Raw genomic sequence first — 13585 nt, forward strand, 5'->3', positions numbered from 1 at the left:
TCGAATTGCACGCTCCTCGCTCTGCTGCTCGGCTGGGCCGAACACAACCTGAAGCACGCCGTCGTCATCGGGTCGAAAGCCATGACGATCAGCTTAGGCATCTTCAGTTGTGAAAGGATAGCGTCCGGCATGAGTTGTTTCCTGTAGGCCCTTCTTGGGAGTCCGAGGTTGGGGCGAAATCACTTCAGAACGGCAGGGTTGGCAGAACTTCATCCGAAGAACACGACAAGGATAATAGCCAAGACCCACAACGTTACACCTGCCTTGATCAGAAAGCCGATCGTCGCGGTGCGATCGGACGACGACAGGTTCTCTTTTATCGAGGCGCTCCAGCGAGCCGAGTGGGCTGCTGCGACTTGGCGGGGTTGTTTGGAGTCCCTCGGGTGCCAAAGGCACGGGGGCACTGGTTTTCTCATTGAGCCGCGTCAACCGTTGGTACCGCCATGTCAGATCGCCAGTGGCATATGCGATGTGAACGTCGCTTGAGTAATCGCAACGCTCATGCCGGCCGCGGAACTGGTGGTTTCGAGCTGGGCGTCCATCTGCTTTACCAGCGCCTGTACGATTGCGCTTCCCAGGCCGGGCCTTTTGCCATCGTTGTCGCTGGCGCTTTTGCCGACACCATTGTCTGAAACCGTCAACTTCCAATCCTGGCCAGCCGTTTCATAGGTGACGAGGATCAGTGCGCCGCTTCGATCCGCTGGAAACGCGTATTTGATCGCATTGATCACAAGTTCGGTAACGATCAGGCCCAGGCTGACAGCTTTGTCAGATCCAACAGTTCCGGCGTCCGCCATCACCTGGATCGCGATCCGGCCATCACCAACCATCGACGAGATCAGACTTTCGCAAAGCTTGGACAGGTAGGAAGCCACGTCGATCTGGTCGATGCCTTCAAGCGCGTGGAGATGGCGCTGAACCTCAGCTACCGACATGACGCGCTGATGCGCATCCCGCAGGTGCTGGCGGGTTTCTTCGGACGTCACAGCCCGAGCCTTCAACAACAAAATGCTGGCGATGATCTGAAGGCTGTTGGCAACGCGATGCTGCATTTCCTGGAGCAGAATATCCTTCTGGCGCAGCAGCTCCTCGGTTTGATTGAGGAGATCTTCCTTTTCCCACTCGATCGCTCTGCGAGCCGTAACATCGGTAAAGGCGAGGAGGATCGTCCGGGTGGAACTGTCCTCGTAGACTACCTGGCGTGCGTTCAGCAGCATCGTCCGATGCCCGACATCGGGAAAATCATGCTGAACTTCGAAGTTATCCATTGCGGTCTGCTCGGGAATGATCGTCTCCAGCAGAATACGCAAATCGGGAATGTCCCACTGGCCATCGCCAAGCGAGTAAAGCAGGCGACCGCGCGTTTGTTCGGGCTTGACGTTGAAAGTGGAATAGAAGGAGCGGCTTGCGGCCAACACACGATACTGGTCATCCAGCACGACAAACGGCTCGGGAATCGTATTGACGATCGCTTGCGCAAGCGTCTGCGCATGTTCAAGTTTTTGAAAATCGAGCATTTTGAGGGGAATATCCGATCTGGCGACATGGGCTGTCGAAGCCGATGCGCAGGGCACCATAGGCCGCCGGCGAGGAATATCCTAGCGGATTCGATCCTGGCCGGAGTCGGACGCCCCATACGGGTCGCTATCGCTTCGGCCTGTTGGCGCATATGATCAATCGGAAAGCCCGGTCTGGGACTGGGCGGGGGAGGACGCATGGTTGAGCTGGCGGTACGTATGATCGAGGTTCGCGCGATGGTCGGCGCAGGCGGGCCAGCAAACGTTGCTGACGGCCAGCATCTGGCGCTACGCGCCACGGCCCTCGTTCGCGATCCGATGGAGAAAAAGCGTTTGCGCAAACAGCTCGCCGAGTTGTTTTCTTCAACCGATCAAATGGCCAACGGCGAGAGCCGTCACGCTACGCGAAAACGGACTTTGAAGCTGGTCGATGAAATCGAGCTTGCCTCCTTCGCAGACTGACCGTCACGACCGACAGTTGGACGCTCGCGATCGCAACTTGGGCCGTACGCCAAGATGGCCTGAGCAAATTCACCTCGCCAAAGATCCGCTCGGCGGCTCCAATAAAAAACCGCTGGGCCAAGGCTCAGCGGTCTGTACCTCGACTAGTCTTTTAGCGCAGGACGTAGACGATCTTGCGCGAACCCGGCTCAACCAGAACCGGCTGTCCATTCACGTAGACATAACGGTATTCGTAGTCGGGAATCTCGCGCAGTTCCACCGTTTCAGGAAGTCCTGCACCGACCACGACTTCACCATCGAGATAGATCGGATCGATCTTGTTGGAAGTGACGTAAGTGCGCACTTCGGCCGGAGGCTCTGCCGCGGCCCCGGCCGTTCCGCCAACGGCCACCCCGGCAACGCCGCCAATAGCAGCGCCGATGGGGCCGCCGATAATCGCTCCGGCAACCGCACCGGTTGTGCCCCCGACAATCGCGCCCGTGGCGCCGCCGTCACCTGATGGCGGCGTTATCACCTTGACGGAATCGGCCGGACGTTCGGTCAGGACAACCTGCTGTCCGCCGAAATCCCCAACCAGATAGTCGGAATAGACCCAGCCTTCACCACCGCCGTGCGAGACGACGCACCATTTACTTCCCTCAACGCATCCATTGAGCATGGCGGACGCGCCAGCACCGACCACGCCAACGACCGGATGCTGCGGACCCGGTCCGGAGCGAACATTAAGGTCGGTCGTTGCGGTGACCGCCGTTTGGGCAAAAGCTGCACCTGACAGTGCTAACAAGAGGCCGGTAGCAGCCGAAACAAAAAGTTTCGTTCTCATAAATTTAGCTCCGTATGATTTAAGAAAAGATGTCCCTCGGGACCATAACGTGATCAATATGTATTAGTTCCATCTAATTCGACGGAGCTGGTCGATTGTTGGTCGATTTGAGAATGCAGCATGCGAACCATTATGCACATGCCGAAAGCAGCCGTTCGCGGATCGACTTTTCGAAGGAGCTTCATACCGTGTGAAGATTGAACGACGCTTTCCCGATCGCGAGGGAGTGCTGGACGCTATAACCGATGCAACTTTTATTTGTGGAACCTTATTTGAAATCAACCATTGCGCTGGTCGGGGACACATTCCACCTCCCTGAGAGGAGACCATCTTGAACAAAATCTTGTCGGGCCTTTGTGCCTCCACATTGGCATTATCCTTTGCTCTGGCTGCTGTTGCGCAGGTCAACGCGGCTGCCGCATTTGTAGCAGAAGCACCTGCGTCTTCGGGGGCAGTTTTGAATGTGCAATACGACCCGACGTGGCGGCGAGCGGGAAACCGCCTCGAGCATCGGATGGAGCGGCGCCTGGATCGCCGGCAGGTAAGGAGAACGGACCGCAATTTCGAGCGTCGTGGCAAGCACTCTTACTACAATGGGCACCGCGGTTATGATGGTCCGCGCCGGGGCTATCGCGAACATAACGGTGTATGGTTCCCCGCGGCCGCTTTCGTAGCCGGGGCGATTCTGGGCGGCGCGATCAACAACCAGCCACCCGCAAGCGGCGGCGTCCATGTCGATTGGTGCTATGATCGCTACCGATCGTACCGTTCTTCCGACAATTCATTCCAGCCCTACAACGGTCCACGCCAGCGGTGTTACTCGCCATACAGCTAAGACAAGTTCGTTGAACAGCGCGCGCCGGGAACGGCGCGCGCTTCCAGCGGTGTAGACTGAGGGGAGCCCGGCGGCCCCGCGGCCAGCAAGCCGCACCTGCCATGTATGCAGATTATCCGCCCTGCCGGATCCTGGCCTTTGCCGGAGAGTTCGGAGCCCGAAATCCATCGAGTTGACGACTTGCGCACTTCCGGACGTGCAGTACCAAAGGCCCATCCATGAAACAGAACCAACTTTATCTCGTCATCGGCGCACTCATAGTCGCCGTAATTGCCCTTGGTATTTATGCTTACCGTCAGGAATCCAAGCCTGAGGGTGTTGAACTTCGCATCGACGGTTCTGGCATTTCGGTTCAGAAAAACTAACTGGCCCGGCATTTTTTTAGCAAGAAGGATTTTTGGAATTCTGCCGCTTCGTGATGACGGCGAGCGCCACAAGCGTGACAAGGCGGATATCGGCTGGGGTATGGCCCGCGTCGAGAGAGATCGCGAGGCAGGCGAGCACATCAGGACAAGGATCGGCGCGCTGCGGAAAGCGGACCAAGAGCGATTCCGCATAGTCCAAGGCGCAGAAGCCAAGCAGCATAGGCCGGCGGCAGGATTTACGGTATCATCTGGGTCAGCCCCAATGGAGGCATGAGAAAATGTCTCGCAACGAAGAAGCCTATCCGAGAGAGTGTGTTGAAGCGGAACAACTGGTTCGTTCAGCAATCATGAGAATTATCAACGAGATGCCCGATGCAGGTGAGCGCGAGCGTCGGATGGAATTTCTGGCAGCGACCCGGAATGACCCGGAACTAAGGAATGCATGCGTGTATGTCGCGTTCCTTTCCGCGTGGGAGGACATCACCTCCCCCTAGCCTTGGAACATGCGGCGACGCCTTGCGGTTAGAATAATATGCGCCCGTGCCTTGTTTGAAGCTCAATCAAGGAGCATATACAAAGCTCGTTGATTTTGGCCGATTGGCTTTCGCGGTGTCAGAGACCTCAGACCCGCCATACCCCCCGAATCTCGATAGCGAATGAATAGCGCCGATCCGGCGCGCATGTCGCTCCATTCGAATCTGGATTGGACCCCAGCGCTGACCACGGATGTACTGGCAGCATCAGGGTCATCCAGTTCGAATGGGAATAATGCGGGAGGCGCATGCGCGTGCTCCTGCGGAGGCCTGCAATATGACCAGCCGCACCCCGCAGACTGTCGTTCATTTTTCATCGGATTTCCGCTTGCCGGGTTTTGACGCGCCGCAACCGGCGGGAGACTACCGCGTCGACCACGACGAGGAGCTGGTTGAGGGCGCCTCCCGGTTTGCCTGGCGACGGATCGGCGCTTTCATGCACCTTCCGGCGATCGCCACACGCGCTTCGACGCAGCAGATGGTGCCGATCAATCCAGCGGACCTTGAAGCCGCTCTCGCAAAGGACCTTGAACAATCATGATGGCACCATCCCACCGTGCAATCCCGCGCAACGCTGCAAAGCATCTTTTTTCGATTGGGCAGTCCGTCCGGCTGAAGGGCGGGTTCCAAACGTCTCCCAAGCTTGAGGATGTCTACCGGATCACCGCAACGCTGCCTCCGCGGGACAATTTGTTTCAATACCGCATTCGCCATGACGAGGAGCGTCATGAGCGGGTTGCGACGCAAGATCGTCTGGAGCCAATAAGCCCGGATCAGCCGGAGTTTGGCGCAACACTCATCGAAAGGACGTTCGGCAATGGCCAAGGGACAGAAACGCAGCAGTCGCGAGATCAGAAAACCGAAGCAGGTGAAAGCACCGTCGACGCCTGAAGGCGCATTTGGCGCGCGGATCAAGCTCGCAGAGGCCAACGCCCCGCGCATCAGGGGCAAGAACTGACAGCCCCGGCGCTCGTTCGGAACGGGTCCGGTCAGTGATGAAGATCGTGATCGAATTCTACCGCACCCGGAACGCGGACGACGCTCATGCCATCGTCGGCCGCGAAACGAAAGAAGCGGTGAACACCAGTGACGCGATCGAGCTTGCACAGCAGCTTTCCCAAACCCTCGACATGCCCCAACGACCGGACGCCATGACGACGCGACCGGCGCGACCCTCTATTCCGGCGTCATCGATGCGGAAGCTGCCCATGAAGAAAGGCGACAACCATGAACCCGTCAAAGCAACGGAGTCGAACTGCGACGAAATGCTATCGCAATCGCGATCTGGCGTCGATCTACGACGCAGCGCGCAGGACTTATTCTCGCTTCCCGCTGGGAACTAGCCTAGCTCAAAGCAATTCCGGTAAGGTGGATTGGTTGCGGGCATGAAGCGCTTGCGACTTTGTTTGGAACATCACAGCGCAACGGGAGATTGGTAGCCGAACAGGACAGGAGCCAATGCCCCGCTTCTTCTTCCATTATCGCGACGGCGTCAAAGCTGCTGAGGATACTGAGGGGATCGAACTCGCTAACGAAGCCGAAAGTGTGCTCGAGGCGATGATCTCGGCCAAGGAAATCATCGCTGAGGCCTTGTTCAGCGGGGAAGCAGTGCCGCGGGAGGCTGAAGTCTCAGTGACCGATAGTGAGCACCGCCAACTCTACGTGTTCCCATTCAGCTTAGCCGCCGATCAGCCGACGGACCGAATTTCACAGGTGATGTGGGAGGGAGGTAGGTAGCGCCACCGTGAACCGGTATAGGACGCGAGAAACCCGCCGCTAAAATCATCCTTGCAAAGCAGCGGGTTTCTTTGGTTCCAAGGGCGATGCTTTCGATGGGGTGAAACACCCAACACCTTTGGATGCTAGAAAAGTGCGAACAAGGGGATCTGGTTGCAAGTTACCAAGCAGCCGACGAAGCGGGAATCCTGATTTCGGAGATACGGCATTAGCAGGGAACACATTTCCGGGTCTCGTTAGCTTCCTGGAGCAGCTCACTTGCCCCATGTGGCTGATCTCAGTCCGGGAAAGTATCCCCGGCTCGCTTTTGGCGGAAATCATCGGCCCTTATTACGCAGCGTAATGTAATCTGCGACATGGTTTCGCCGCGATCGCTGCACGGCCGTCTCCATACCCAGCCCTCACATGTCCCGTGGCGCTGGCCGACAGGGCTGGATAGGGAATGGCCGCCGCCGTGAGCTACATTGTCCCGCAAGAGCGCGAAGTCCTGGAGTCGCTCACCGGATTGCGTCGGAGAGATGGGACCCGCCTGAAATCCTCGCAAGAGCGGGATATTCCACCATGGGGCCCAATCATCCGGCTGACTGAGCGAGCGATAATTGGCTTGCGCTGGTACCGAGTGAATTTTTCAGGGGGCGAGTCCCAACATAGGATCGATCCTGGACGCAAGAAGCCCGCCGCTCGCGGACGGCGGCAGGGCTTCCTGCCCAAGGGTAGGTGCGTCGTGGAAAGCCCCTTGGAAGCTTGAAAACGCGAACCAAAGTGCCTTGTTCCAAGTTACCACTATGATTTTCTGCTCTCTCACCTGGGAAAAGACGATGATGGACGATGATGAACCGCCGAAGACAGCCGAGTATCAGCGCGGCGATGTCGATGTACTCTCGCGGGCGCCACTCATAGGGACGTTGGAGCTCATAGGCGATGACGATCAGCCAATCGAGCTGGAACTTGATCGAGGGAGTGCCGAAGCCTTGATGGCAGTTTTGACGATATTTCTCCTGAAGGGTGAGGGCGAGGACGCGCCGAACGCAACAACTCCCAATGAGCAGTGACGCGGCTCCCCGCTCCGCTCTCTTTCAGAGATTTTCACCCATCTTTGAGGCAGCCCGACGAGGCTGTTGATTTGAATGTCAGGGCGAGCAACCGCGCCTCGAAGCGGTCTAGCCGCGGGACCGGACAAAAGAGGGATCGGCCCCCGCCCTGGCCATATAGGTTACCTCAGAACGTTAACCTGGTTTTGCGGGAAATTACCCCCGCGCCGGTCTAGAAATCCGCGTCGACTGGTGTCCAAACTGCCCCCGCCCGGATCGGAACAGTTCGCCGAGTTGTGCGCTTTGGGTAGCGAAGTCTGAATGAGGAGAGAACCCCTGGCCGAGTACAAGGGGCGGAAAGGCGTCCAAACCGGAAAACCTTCGATCAATTCGCCCTATAGAGCTCCTTGACGAGGCTACTGTCGGCGAGGAAGCCAACGAACCTCGAGTGAAACCGATGAGCGGCGGAGCAGCACCAGAACCGGATTCGCCTCACAATACGGTAGCGAACTGAACCCCGGAAGGCCGCGACACGCTGGCGTGACGCCGATGCCGACGGCCGCACGGCTGAGAAAGGGCAGATGGTAATATTGCCTCGCGAAATTGCGAAGCCGTGCGCTTCCGCTTGCATGCGACCGCTCAGAACCGGACTGTGCCACTGCCTTGACTGCCGACCAGTGAGCGGATCCTTCTTCTCGGCTCTTGGGACATGGCCGTATCCGACATTCAACTCGACAGGAGAGGTTGGCATCTACTCGGGCCGCAGCTTCTGCCTCTCCTGCGGTGGGCGGGTTTTCTCGCTTCGTGACGAGGAGGCCGAGATTATGCTCGGCAGCCTCGACCAGGCGCTCGGCGACGTAATCCCCGGCTACGAAGGAATAGGGCCGAGCTTTAAATGATCGGCTCGGCTGAGGAAGGCGCAGATGACCAGCACCCCCGCCGAGCTAATCCCGAGCACTGGCAAGAGCACGTTAAGGCTTTCGACTGCGACCGCGTAAACCTGGATATACGCGTCCAATGACAAGTGTCGGGGATCATAGCCCTGTCAGATGCCGAAAGCACCGCAACAAATTCCAGTGCACAAATCATCATTGCCTTCCCCCATTTCCGCGATCCTACGGCGGTGCCGCCGTTCTCGGGAATTTACCCGACGCCGACACCGTAACGGCCATCTCGATCATCTCAGCATGGTGAAGATCGGCTCCGGTCTTTTCGATCAGCTCGACGCCCGTGGTGCTGCCTGTTTTGACCACCGGTCTTTGGCGGCCAAGGATCTGATCGAGCGTTCCGGCAATGATCGCGAGACGCTGGGATGTACTCAGACCGCCGAGCACCTCCCGCTTCACGTTCGACGTCGGATTTTCGAAGTCGGTGGAACCTGCTGGAACCGCACGGAGTTGCATCTGATCGGTAAGGCAGCGGCATGACCGCGCGTTTCCATGCGGGCTTCCAAAAACCAGGACTGGACGGGCTAGGCATGGAAGAACGCAAGCACTCGGGCATTTTAAGTGAACAGCCCGCCGATTTGCTACGCGGTCATGGCTGGCGCGCGGCGTGGGCGGTCTTTCGCGAGGCTGTGTTGAGGCTCTGGAATGACGAGGCAATGTCGCTCGCCGGCAACATCGCATTTCGTGCCGTTCTGGCGCTGTTCCCTTTCCTGATTTTTGCCAGTTCTCTCACTGCATACCTTGGTGACCCTGGCATGGCTGATCGTCTCGTCGCGTTTCTTATCGGGATTGTTCCGGCCCCTTTGGTGGACACGTTGGTCAGTGAAGTCAGGGCTGTACTCACCGTGAAACGGGGCGATGTGGCCAGCATCGGCGTGTTGTTGACCATCTGGTTTGCTGCCGGTGGCGTGGACAGCGTCCGCGTGGGTTTGAACCGCGCCTACGATATAAGGGAGGATCGCTCGGTCTGGGCGATTTTTGTGCTCCAGGTCCTGGTGGTGATCGGTGGCGCGCTGGTGTTCGTTGTTGTCGCCTATCTTCTGGTGCTGGCCCCTATTGCTGGTTCGTTCGCCCACCGCCTTGTGCCGGGCTTCCAGCCGGCGCTGGTGACCCTTGACGTGGTGCGATATCCGTCGGCGGCTGCGATCACGATGGCCGCACTGTTTGCGGCGCATATCTTTCTGCCGGCCCGCTGGATCCGGTTTTCGAACATGTGGCCGGGGATAATCTTCACAGTGATCGCATGGTTGGCGCTCGCTGGCGCGTTTTCGCTGTATCTCGCCAGTTTCGCGAATTATGCGAGCTATTATGCAGGTCTCGCGGGCGTGATCGCTGCACTGTATTTCCTTTACCTTGCCGCGCTCGTCCTCATATTCGGCGGCGAAATAAATCGTGCGTTGCGAATAAGGCGTCTTGGGCGCGCATTGCGGCACGATTCTTAAGCGCGGTCGGGAACGTCGGAGATGGCGTTTGCGGCGGAACTTCATCAGGTCTTGAAGATTGATGAACAGCGAGGCGATATGCCGTCGCCGACGGGGCAGCGCAGATGAATATATCGTTGGGGAAGGACCCTTCCGATCCGCGGCCAAGGCGGAACAACGTCGATTTGCGGCCCGCGGCCCAAGTGCCCAGTCCGGCATATCCACCGTTGATAGGCATTGTTGCGGCCGTGGCCGCGCTTTACTTCGGACGTGATATTTTCATTCCGCTGTCCATCGCGATACTCCTGACATTTGCACTCGCACCCGGCGTCTCATGGCTACGGAGGTTGCGAATTCCCCGCCCCGTTGGCGTGGTGGCGGTGGTTCTTGCAGCATTCGCTTCGATAGTCCTGTTCGGCGCGATAGTGGCAACTCAACTCGGCAGTCTCGCGGCAAATCTTCCGCTCTATCAGAGCAACATCGAAGCGAAACTGGAGACCATCCAGAGCGCAAATTTCGGCGAAGGCATCTTCGTACAGGCATCGAAGCTGCTGGAACGGCTCGGCCGCCGGATCGAAGAAGATCAACCGTCGGCTGACGTGGAGGATGCACCACAGCAGGAGGACGCAGTTGATCCGCTCCCCGTGGAGGTGATCGAGCCGACACCGCAACCGCTGGAAGTTCTCCAAACCGTCATCGGGCCGCTGGTCGAGCCCCTGGCGATGGGAGGCATAATTATTGTCGTGGTTATATTCATGCTGTTGCGGCGGGAAGACCTGCGCGACCGGTTCATCCGGCTTGCTGGAATAGGGGATCTGCACCGCACCACAGCAGCCCTTCAGGATGCCGGCCGTCGCGTCGGGCAATATCTCCTCATGCAGCTTGTCGTGAACGTGACCTATGCGATACCGATCGGCATCGGCCTGTGGGTTATCGGCGTTCCCAATGCACTCCTTTGGGGTCTGCTGGCGCTGGTGCTGCGGTTCGTACCCTATATCGGCCCGGTGATCGCTGCGATCTTCCCGCTTGCGCTTGCCCTGGCCGTTGATCCGGGATGGACAATGTTATTGTGGACAGCAGCACTGTTCATCGTTCTTGAACTCGTCAGCAACAACGTTGTCGAGCCTTGGCTCTACGGATCGCGCACCGGCCTTTCTCCAGTTGCCATCATAGTCGCGGCCATATTCTGGACATGGCTATGGGGACCGTTGGGGCTCCTTTTGTCGACGCCGCTCACGGTGTGCCTGGTGGTTCTCGGAAGGCACGTGCCGCAATTTGAGTTTCTTGAGGTGCTCTTTGGCAACGAACCTGTCCTGGAGCCGCACGAGCAGCTTTATCAGCGGCTGCTCGCTGGCGACCCGGACGAAGCAACCGACCGCGCCGAGAAGTTTCTCGAGGAGAACAGCCTGGTCAGCTTTTATGAAACGGTTGCCGTCCCAGCACTGGCACTCGGCGAGGTGGACCGAGCCCGCGGCGTCATGACCGGCGACCGCCATCGGCGCGTGGCTGAAAGCGCCATCGAGCTTGTCGACAATCTCGAAGACCTTGTCGAGGACGAAGCGGCAGACGACGAGGAGGACGAGGACAAGGCTTCAGAGGAAATGGCGGTAGAAGGCGAAACGGCACAGGTGGAGCTTCCAGATGGTACCGGCAAGACCGTGCTTTGCGCTGGCGGTCGCGGCGACCTTGACAACGCGGCTGCGCTGATGCTGGCTCAAGTCATAACGGTGCAAGGCGGTGTTGCCAGCATGATTGAACATCATTCTATGGCGCCCACTCAAATAAGGAAGTTGGACTTGAGTGGCGTGCATTCTGTCGTCATTGGGTTCCTGAACGCCGGATCGGTGACCCAGGCACGATATATGGTGCGCCGGCTTAAGCGCTCGAGGGCATCCCTGCGGGTGGGCGTGGTATTCTGGGCGTCTGCCCAAGAAGCTGTGGCAGATGCGAAACTCAAAGCCACCATCAATTGTGATTTCGTCGCTCATTCGGTGTCGGAGGCCGTCGTGGCTTCGCTCTCAGACGAGGCGGTCGTGCAACCCAAAGCGCCGCGGCGGAAAGTCGGAAGAAAGAAACCGCGTCGCACCGACGCGAAAGAATACGCCTGAAACATTGCGCACCTTGAATACCCGATCGTCTGCGAACCCCCGCACCGCGGCGGGGCCGGCCAAAGTCTACGCACCTCGCAAAGGAGAGACCTGGTGAGCAACGTAGTCACACTTCATACCGACAAGCGCTGGAAGGCGGTCATCGAGTATGAGCACCAAAACGGGCCGATCAAAATCGAGCACTACTTCGAGGAAATCGCGGACCTTCATCTCATTATCGAGCATGGGCCGGATTGGAATACGCTTACCCGCTGCACTGTTACCCTTAACCGGCCTGACGGTGGAGCCGAGCAGAACAGCGAAGAGAAGTCGCTAAAGGAAGAACGCACCTGATGGAGGGCGGGAGGCAACATGTCCAATTTCTATTCCTCGCAGATCGACGAGATTGTCGCCGACTCGGCGCTCTCGAACGAAGAAAAAATAGCGATGCTTGTGGTTATTGATTCCCAGGCGCGCGATCTCCAGCGCGCCGCATCGAGCAGTACCGCCGATAATTTGGGAGACACGGATGATGATGTCACCAAGGTGACACGCGCTCTCGCTCGATTGCGAGAGGCCTTAGCCAACGAACGCAAATAGGCGATAATCTTTGGCTTGAGATGATCGGGGTCGCAAAACATCTCATTTGATCTCGCGCAGCCTCGGCTCGATCGCCTCCTGTTACTGCGGTGTGAGATCCGCGTCGCCAAGTACGTATCCTGCGTGGCCCACCGCGCAGATGTCGCAGCCGGTGTCGATAACCGCCTGCACGAAAAATGGGGTGTCGGCCTTCCGCACATGCTGACGTTCTACAGCGCGGGACGCGGAGGCAACAAGGGGTAGGCACGCTTCCAGCTTAACGGCGAGGAATACCGGTGACGCAGGATTGCACCAACGCTAAAGCTTTTGCCTCGCGCGCGCGGCATCCGAGTCTTTGGGGGTCGCCGGGCTACCGATACCTGTCGTACCAGTGCCTTGAGTGCTCGTCCGATTGGCCGACGAAGGACGGTCGCATTTGTTCGGCCGCTAAAACGGGCGTGTGCGTATCTCTATGACCCTGCTGCCCGGTGCCCGCCTCCGTCTCTCGGTCTCTTTGCTGCGGGCCGCTGTTTACGGCGTTTCGGCGGAGCAGGCGTAGCTGCCGGCCGGCGTTCAGCCTGATAGGCTATGTATGCGGCATAGGCCAATACGCCGATGACTAACAGCCGGATCATGGCTCCACTCCCATTTCCCGCTCAACACGGACATCGACCGATGGTTCCCTAGCCCGCCAGGAACTACGCAGTTGGGAGTCTGTTTAGGCATTCCAAGTGAACAAAGACGAGGCTTGGAAGAAAAAGCGGGGCATTGGCTCCAGTCCTATCCGGCCACCAATCTCCCGTTGCGCGTTGATGTTCCAAACAAAATCGGCAACCGCTGAGGCGACGTTCCCGCTTGCGCATTGCCGCTATGTTCGAACGGCCTAGTTCTTGGGAACAGCTGCCGGCTTCAGGAGGAGATCACGATGGCAAAGCTTCCATTGGCGGTAGGAATAGCAGACGCCGTCTCGGACGCCCAACGGAGAAACTCTTCGCTCGATGTTGGGGCGACGGCAGACCAATTGGTGAAGGATCATCCCGAGGCTGAAATAAGCCGAGCGGTCATCGAAAAAACATTGCGCGAGGAAAGCGCCGACCCCGGCGTGCAGCCGAAGAGGCGTCAAACCACCAGATTGCCACGACGAAAGACGAACGCGAACCGCCCCGCTGGTGGCGCTGGCGATTTGCCGGCCGGCAGCACGACCTTAGTGTCCGATCCAAAAAGGAGTGAGTGATTTCAGCAGGTTGT

Annotated in this window: 18 protein-coding genes; 14 read left to right on the forward strand and 4 right to left on the reverse strand. The window is 58.3% G+C overall.

Features of this window, described 5'->3' with window-relative positions:
• Positions 1-446 precede the first annotated feature (446 nt).
• On the reverse strand, positions 447-1517 hold the full coding sequence (locus MAXJ12_RS28590) for a sensor histidine kinase (RefSeq protein ID WP_008839615.1): 1071 nt from the start codon (positions 1515-1517) through the stop codon (positions 447-449).
• A 198-nt stretch (positions 1518-1715) separates the two neighbouring features.
• Between MAXJ12_RS28590 and MAXJ12_RS28595 the strand changes: the two genes are divergently transcribed.
• The gene (locus tag MAXJ12_RS28595) at positions 1716-1979 is read left to right on the forward strand and encodes a hypothetical protein (RefSeq protein WP_008839616.1); all 264 of its coding nucleotides are present in this window, start codon (positions 1716-1718) and stop codon (positions 1977-1979) included.
• Between the two features lie 151 nt (positions 1980-2130).
• On the opposite strand, the gene MAXJ12_RS28600 is transcribed toward MAXJ12_RS28595, so the two are convergent.
• The gene (locus MAXJ12_RS28600; RefSeq protein ID WP_008839617.1) at positions 2131-2802 is read right to left on the reverse strand and encodes a DUF1236 domain-containing protein; all 672 of its coding nucleotides are present in this window, start codon (positions 2800-2802) and stop codon (positions 2131-2133) included.
• Positions 2803-3133: 331 nt separating this feature from the next.
• Here MAXJ12_RS28600 and MAXJ12_RS35910 point away from each other — a divergent pair, with 331 nt between their 5' ends.
• Positions 3134-3637: a BA14K family protein gene (locus MAXJ12_RS35910; RefSeq protein ID WP_085984113.1), complete on the forward strand. Its 504-nt coding sequence runs from the start codon at positions 3134-3136 to the stop codon at positions 3635-3637.
• Here the strand turns inward: MAXJ12_RS35910 and MAXJ12_RS37870 are convergent.
• On the reverse strand, positions 3634-4083 hold the full coding sequence (locus tag MAXJ12_RS37870; RefSeq protein WP_157999675.1) for a hypothetical protein: 450 nt from the start codon (positions 4081-4083) through the stop codon (positions 3634-3636). The two genes, MAXJ12_RS35910 and MAXJ12_RS37870, sit on opposite strands and share 4 nt — an antisense overlap.
• Before the next feature lie 197 nt (positions 4084-4280).
• Here MAXJ12_RS37870 and MAXJ12_RS37170 point away from each other — a divergent pair, with 197 nt between their 5' ends.
• The 7 genes from MAXJ12_RS37170 to MAXJ12_RS35920 all read left to right on the forward strand — a co-directional run bounded on the left by MAXJ12_RS37170 (position 4281) and on the right by MAXJ12_RS35920 (position 8202).
• Positions 4281-4496 carry a hypothetical protein gene (locus MAXJ12_RS37170; protein ID WP_139044083.1) on the forward strand — a complete coding sequence of 72 codons (216 nt, stop codon included), beginning with the start codon at positions 4281-4283 and terminating at the stop codon, positions 4494-4496.
• Between the two features lie 316 nt (positions 4497-4812).
• Complete coding sequence (locus MAXJ12_RS28615; RefSeq protein ID WP_008839622.1) at positions 4813-5076, forward strand: hypothetical protein; 264 nt, start codon at positions 4813-4815, stop codon at positions 5074-5076.
• On the forward strand, positions 5073-5426 hold the full coding sequence (locus MAXJ12_RS28620) for a hypothetical protein (protein WP_050898915.1): 354 nt from the start codon (positions 5073-5075) through the stop codon (positions 5424-5426). The genes MAXJ12_RS28615 and MAXJ12_RS28620 overlap by 4 nt, the downstream gene beginning before the upstream one ends.
• 104 nt (positions 5427-5530) lie before the next feature.
• Entirely contained in the window at positions 5531-5878 is a 348-nt protein-coding gene (locus MAXJ12_RS28625; RefSeq protein ID WP_008839624.1) for a hypothetical protein, read from the forward strand.
• 115 nt (positions 5879-5993) lie between these two features.
• Positions 5994-6272 (forward strand): DUF6894 family protein, encoded by a 279-nt coding sequence (locus MAXJ12_RS28630; protein WP_008839625.1) that lies wholly within the window; start codon positions 5994-5996, stop codon positions 6270-6272.
• A gap of 818 nt (positions 6273-7090) precedes the next feature.
• Entirely contained in the window at positions 7091-7324 is a 234-nt protein-coding gene (locus MAXJ12_RS28635) for a hypothetical protein (RefSeq protein ID WP_008839626.1), read from the forward strand.
• A gap of 608 nt (positions 7325-7932) precedes the next feature.
• On the forward strand, positions 7933-8202 hold the full coding sequence (locus tag MAXJ12_RS35920; RefSeq protein WP_341872548.1) for a GFA family protein: 270 nt from the start codon (positions 7933-7935) through the stop codon (positions 8200-8202).
• Positions 8203-8418: 216 nt separating this feature from the next.
• Here MAXJ12_RS35920 and MAXJ12_RS28640 read toward each other — a convergent pair whose 3' ends face one another.
• Positions 8419-8706, reverse strand: a complete 288-nt coding sequence (locus MAXJ12_RS28640) for a hypothetical protein (protein WP_008839627.1) — start codon at positions 8704-8706, stop codon at positions 8419-8421.
• Positions 8707-8726: 20 nt separating this feature from the next.
• On the opposite strand from MAXJ12_RS28640, the gene MAXJ12_RS28645 reads away from it, so the two are divergent.
• The 5 genes from MAXJ12_RS28645 (at position 8727) to MAXJ12_RS37175 (ending at position 13571) form a co-directional block, all read left to right on the forward strand.
• Positions 8727-9692 (forward strand): YihY/virulence factor BrkB family protein, encoded by a 966-nt coding sequence (locus MAXJ12_RS28645; RefSeq protein WP_244421633.1) that lies wholly within the window; start codon positions 8727-8729, stop codon positions 9690-9692.
• Positions 9693-9796: 104 nt separating this feature from the next.
• Entirely contained in the window at positions 9797-11779 is a 1983-nt protein-coding gene (locus tag MAXJ12_RS28650) for an AI-2E family transporter (RefSeq protein WP_050898916.1), read from the forward strand.
• Between the two features lie 93 nt (positions 11780-11872).
• Positions 11873-12112, forward strand: coding sequence for a hypothetical protein (locus tag MAXJ12_RS28655; RefSeq protein WP_008839630.1), 240 nt, complete (start codon positions 11873-11875; stop codon positions 12110-12112).
• A gap of 18 nt (positions 12113-12130) precedes the next feature.
• On the forward strand, positions 12131-12358 hold the full coding sequence (locus tag MAXJ12_RS37875; protein ID WP_008839631.1) for a hypothetical protein: 228 nt from the start codon (positions 12131-12133) through the stop codon (positions 12356-12358).
• A 904-nt stretch (positions 12359-13262) separates the two neighbouring features.
• Positions 13263-13571: a hypothetical protein gene (locus MAXJ12_RS37175; RefSeq protein ID WP_139044084.1), complete on the forward strand. Its 309-nt coding sequence runs from the start codon at positions 13263-13265 to the stop codon at positions 13569-13571.
• The last annotated feature ends 14 nt before the right edge of the window (positions 13572-13585 follow it).

Source organism: Mesorhizobium alhagi CCNWXJ12-2, assembly GCF_000236565.1.
Taxonomy (GTDB): Bacteria; Pseudomonadota; Alphaproteobacteria; order Rhizobiales; family Rhizobiaceae; genus Allomesorhizobium; species Allomesorhizobium alhagi.

Coding starts and splice junctions, on each gene's coding strand:
- MAXJ12_RS28590 (WP_008839615.1), bottom strand. CDS start 1,517: ATGCTCGATTTTCAAAAACTTGAACATGCGCAGACGCTTGCGCAAGCG.
- MAXJ12_RS28595 (WP_008839616.1), top strand. CDS start 1,716: ATGGTTGAGCTGGCGGTACGTATGATCGAGGTTCGCGCGATGGTCGGC.
- MAXJ12_RS28600 (WP_008839617.1), bottom strand. CDS start 2,802: ATGAGAACGAAACTTTTTGTTTCGGCTGCTACCGGCCTCTTGTTAGCA.
- MAXJ12_RS37170 (WP_139044083.1), top strand. CDS start 4,281: ATGTCTCGCAACGAAGAAGCCTATCCGAGAGAGTGTGTTGAAGCGGAA.
- MAXJ12_RS28615 (WP_008839622.1), top strand. CDS start 4,813: ATGACCAGCCGCACCCCGCAGACTGTCGTTCATTTTTCATCGGATTTC.
- MAXJ12_RS28620 (WP_050898915.1), top strand. CDS start 5,073: ATGATGGCACCATCCCACCGTGCAATCCCGCGCAACGCTGCAAAGCAT.
- MAXJ12_RS28625 (WP_008839624.1), top strand. CDS start 5,531: ATGAAGATCGTGATCGAATTCTACCGCACCCGGAACGCGGACGACGCT.
- MAXJ12_RS28630 (WP_008839625.1), top strand. CDS start 5,994: ATGCCCCGCTTCTTCTTCCATTATCGCGACGGCGTCAAAGCTGCTGAG.
- MAXJ12_RS28635 (WP_008839626.1), top strand. CDS start 7,091: ATGATGGACGATGATGAACCGCCGAAGACAGCCGAGTATCAGCGCGGC.
- MAXJ12_RS35920 (WP_341872548.1), top strand. CDS start 7,933: ATGCGACCGCTCAGAACCGGACTGTGCCACTGCCTTGACTGCCGACCA.
- MAXJ12_RS28640 (WP_008839627.1), bottom strand. CDS start 8,706: ATGCAACTCCGTGCGGTTCCAGCAGGTTCCACCGACTTCGAAAATCCG.
- MAXJ12_RS28645 (WP_244421633.1), top strand. CDS start 8,727: ATGACCGCGCGTTTCCATGCGGGCTTCCAAAAACCAGGACTGGACGGG.
- MAXJ12_RS28650 (WP_050898916.1), top strand. CDS start 9,797: ATGAATATATCGTTGGGGAAGGACCCTTCCGATCCGCGGCCAAGGCGG.
- MAXJ12_RS37875 (WP_008839631.1), top strand. CDS start 12,131: ATGTCCAATTTCTATTCCTCGCAGATCGACGAGATTGTCGCCGACTCG.
- MAXJ12_RS37175 (WP_139044084.1), top strand. CDS start 13,263: ATGGCAAAGCTTCCATTGGCGGTAGGAATAGCAGACGCCGTCTCGGAC.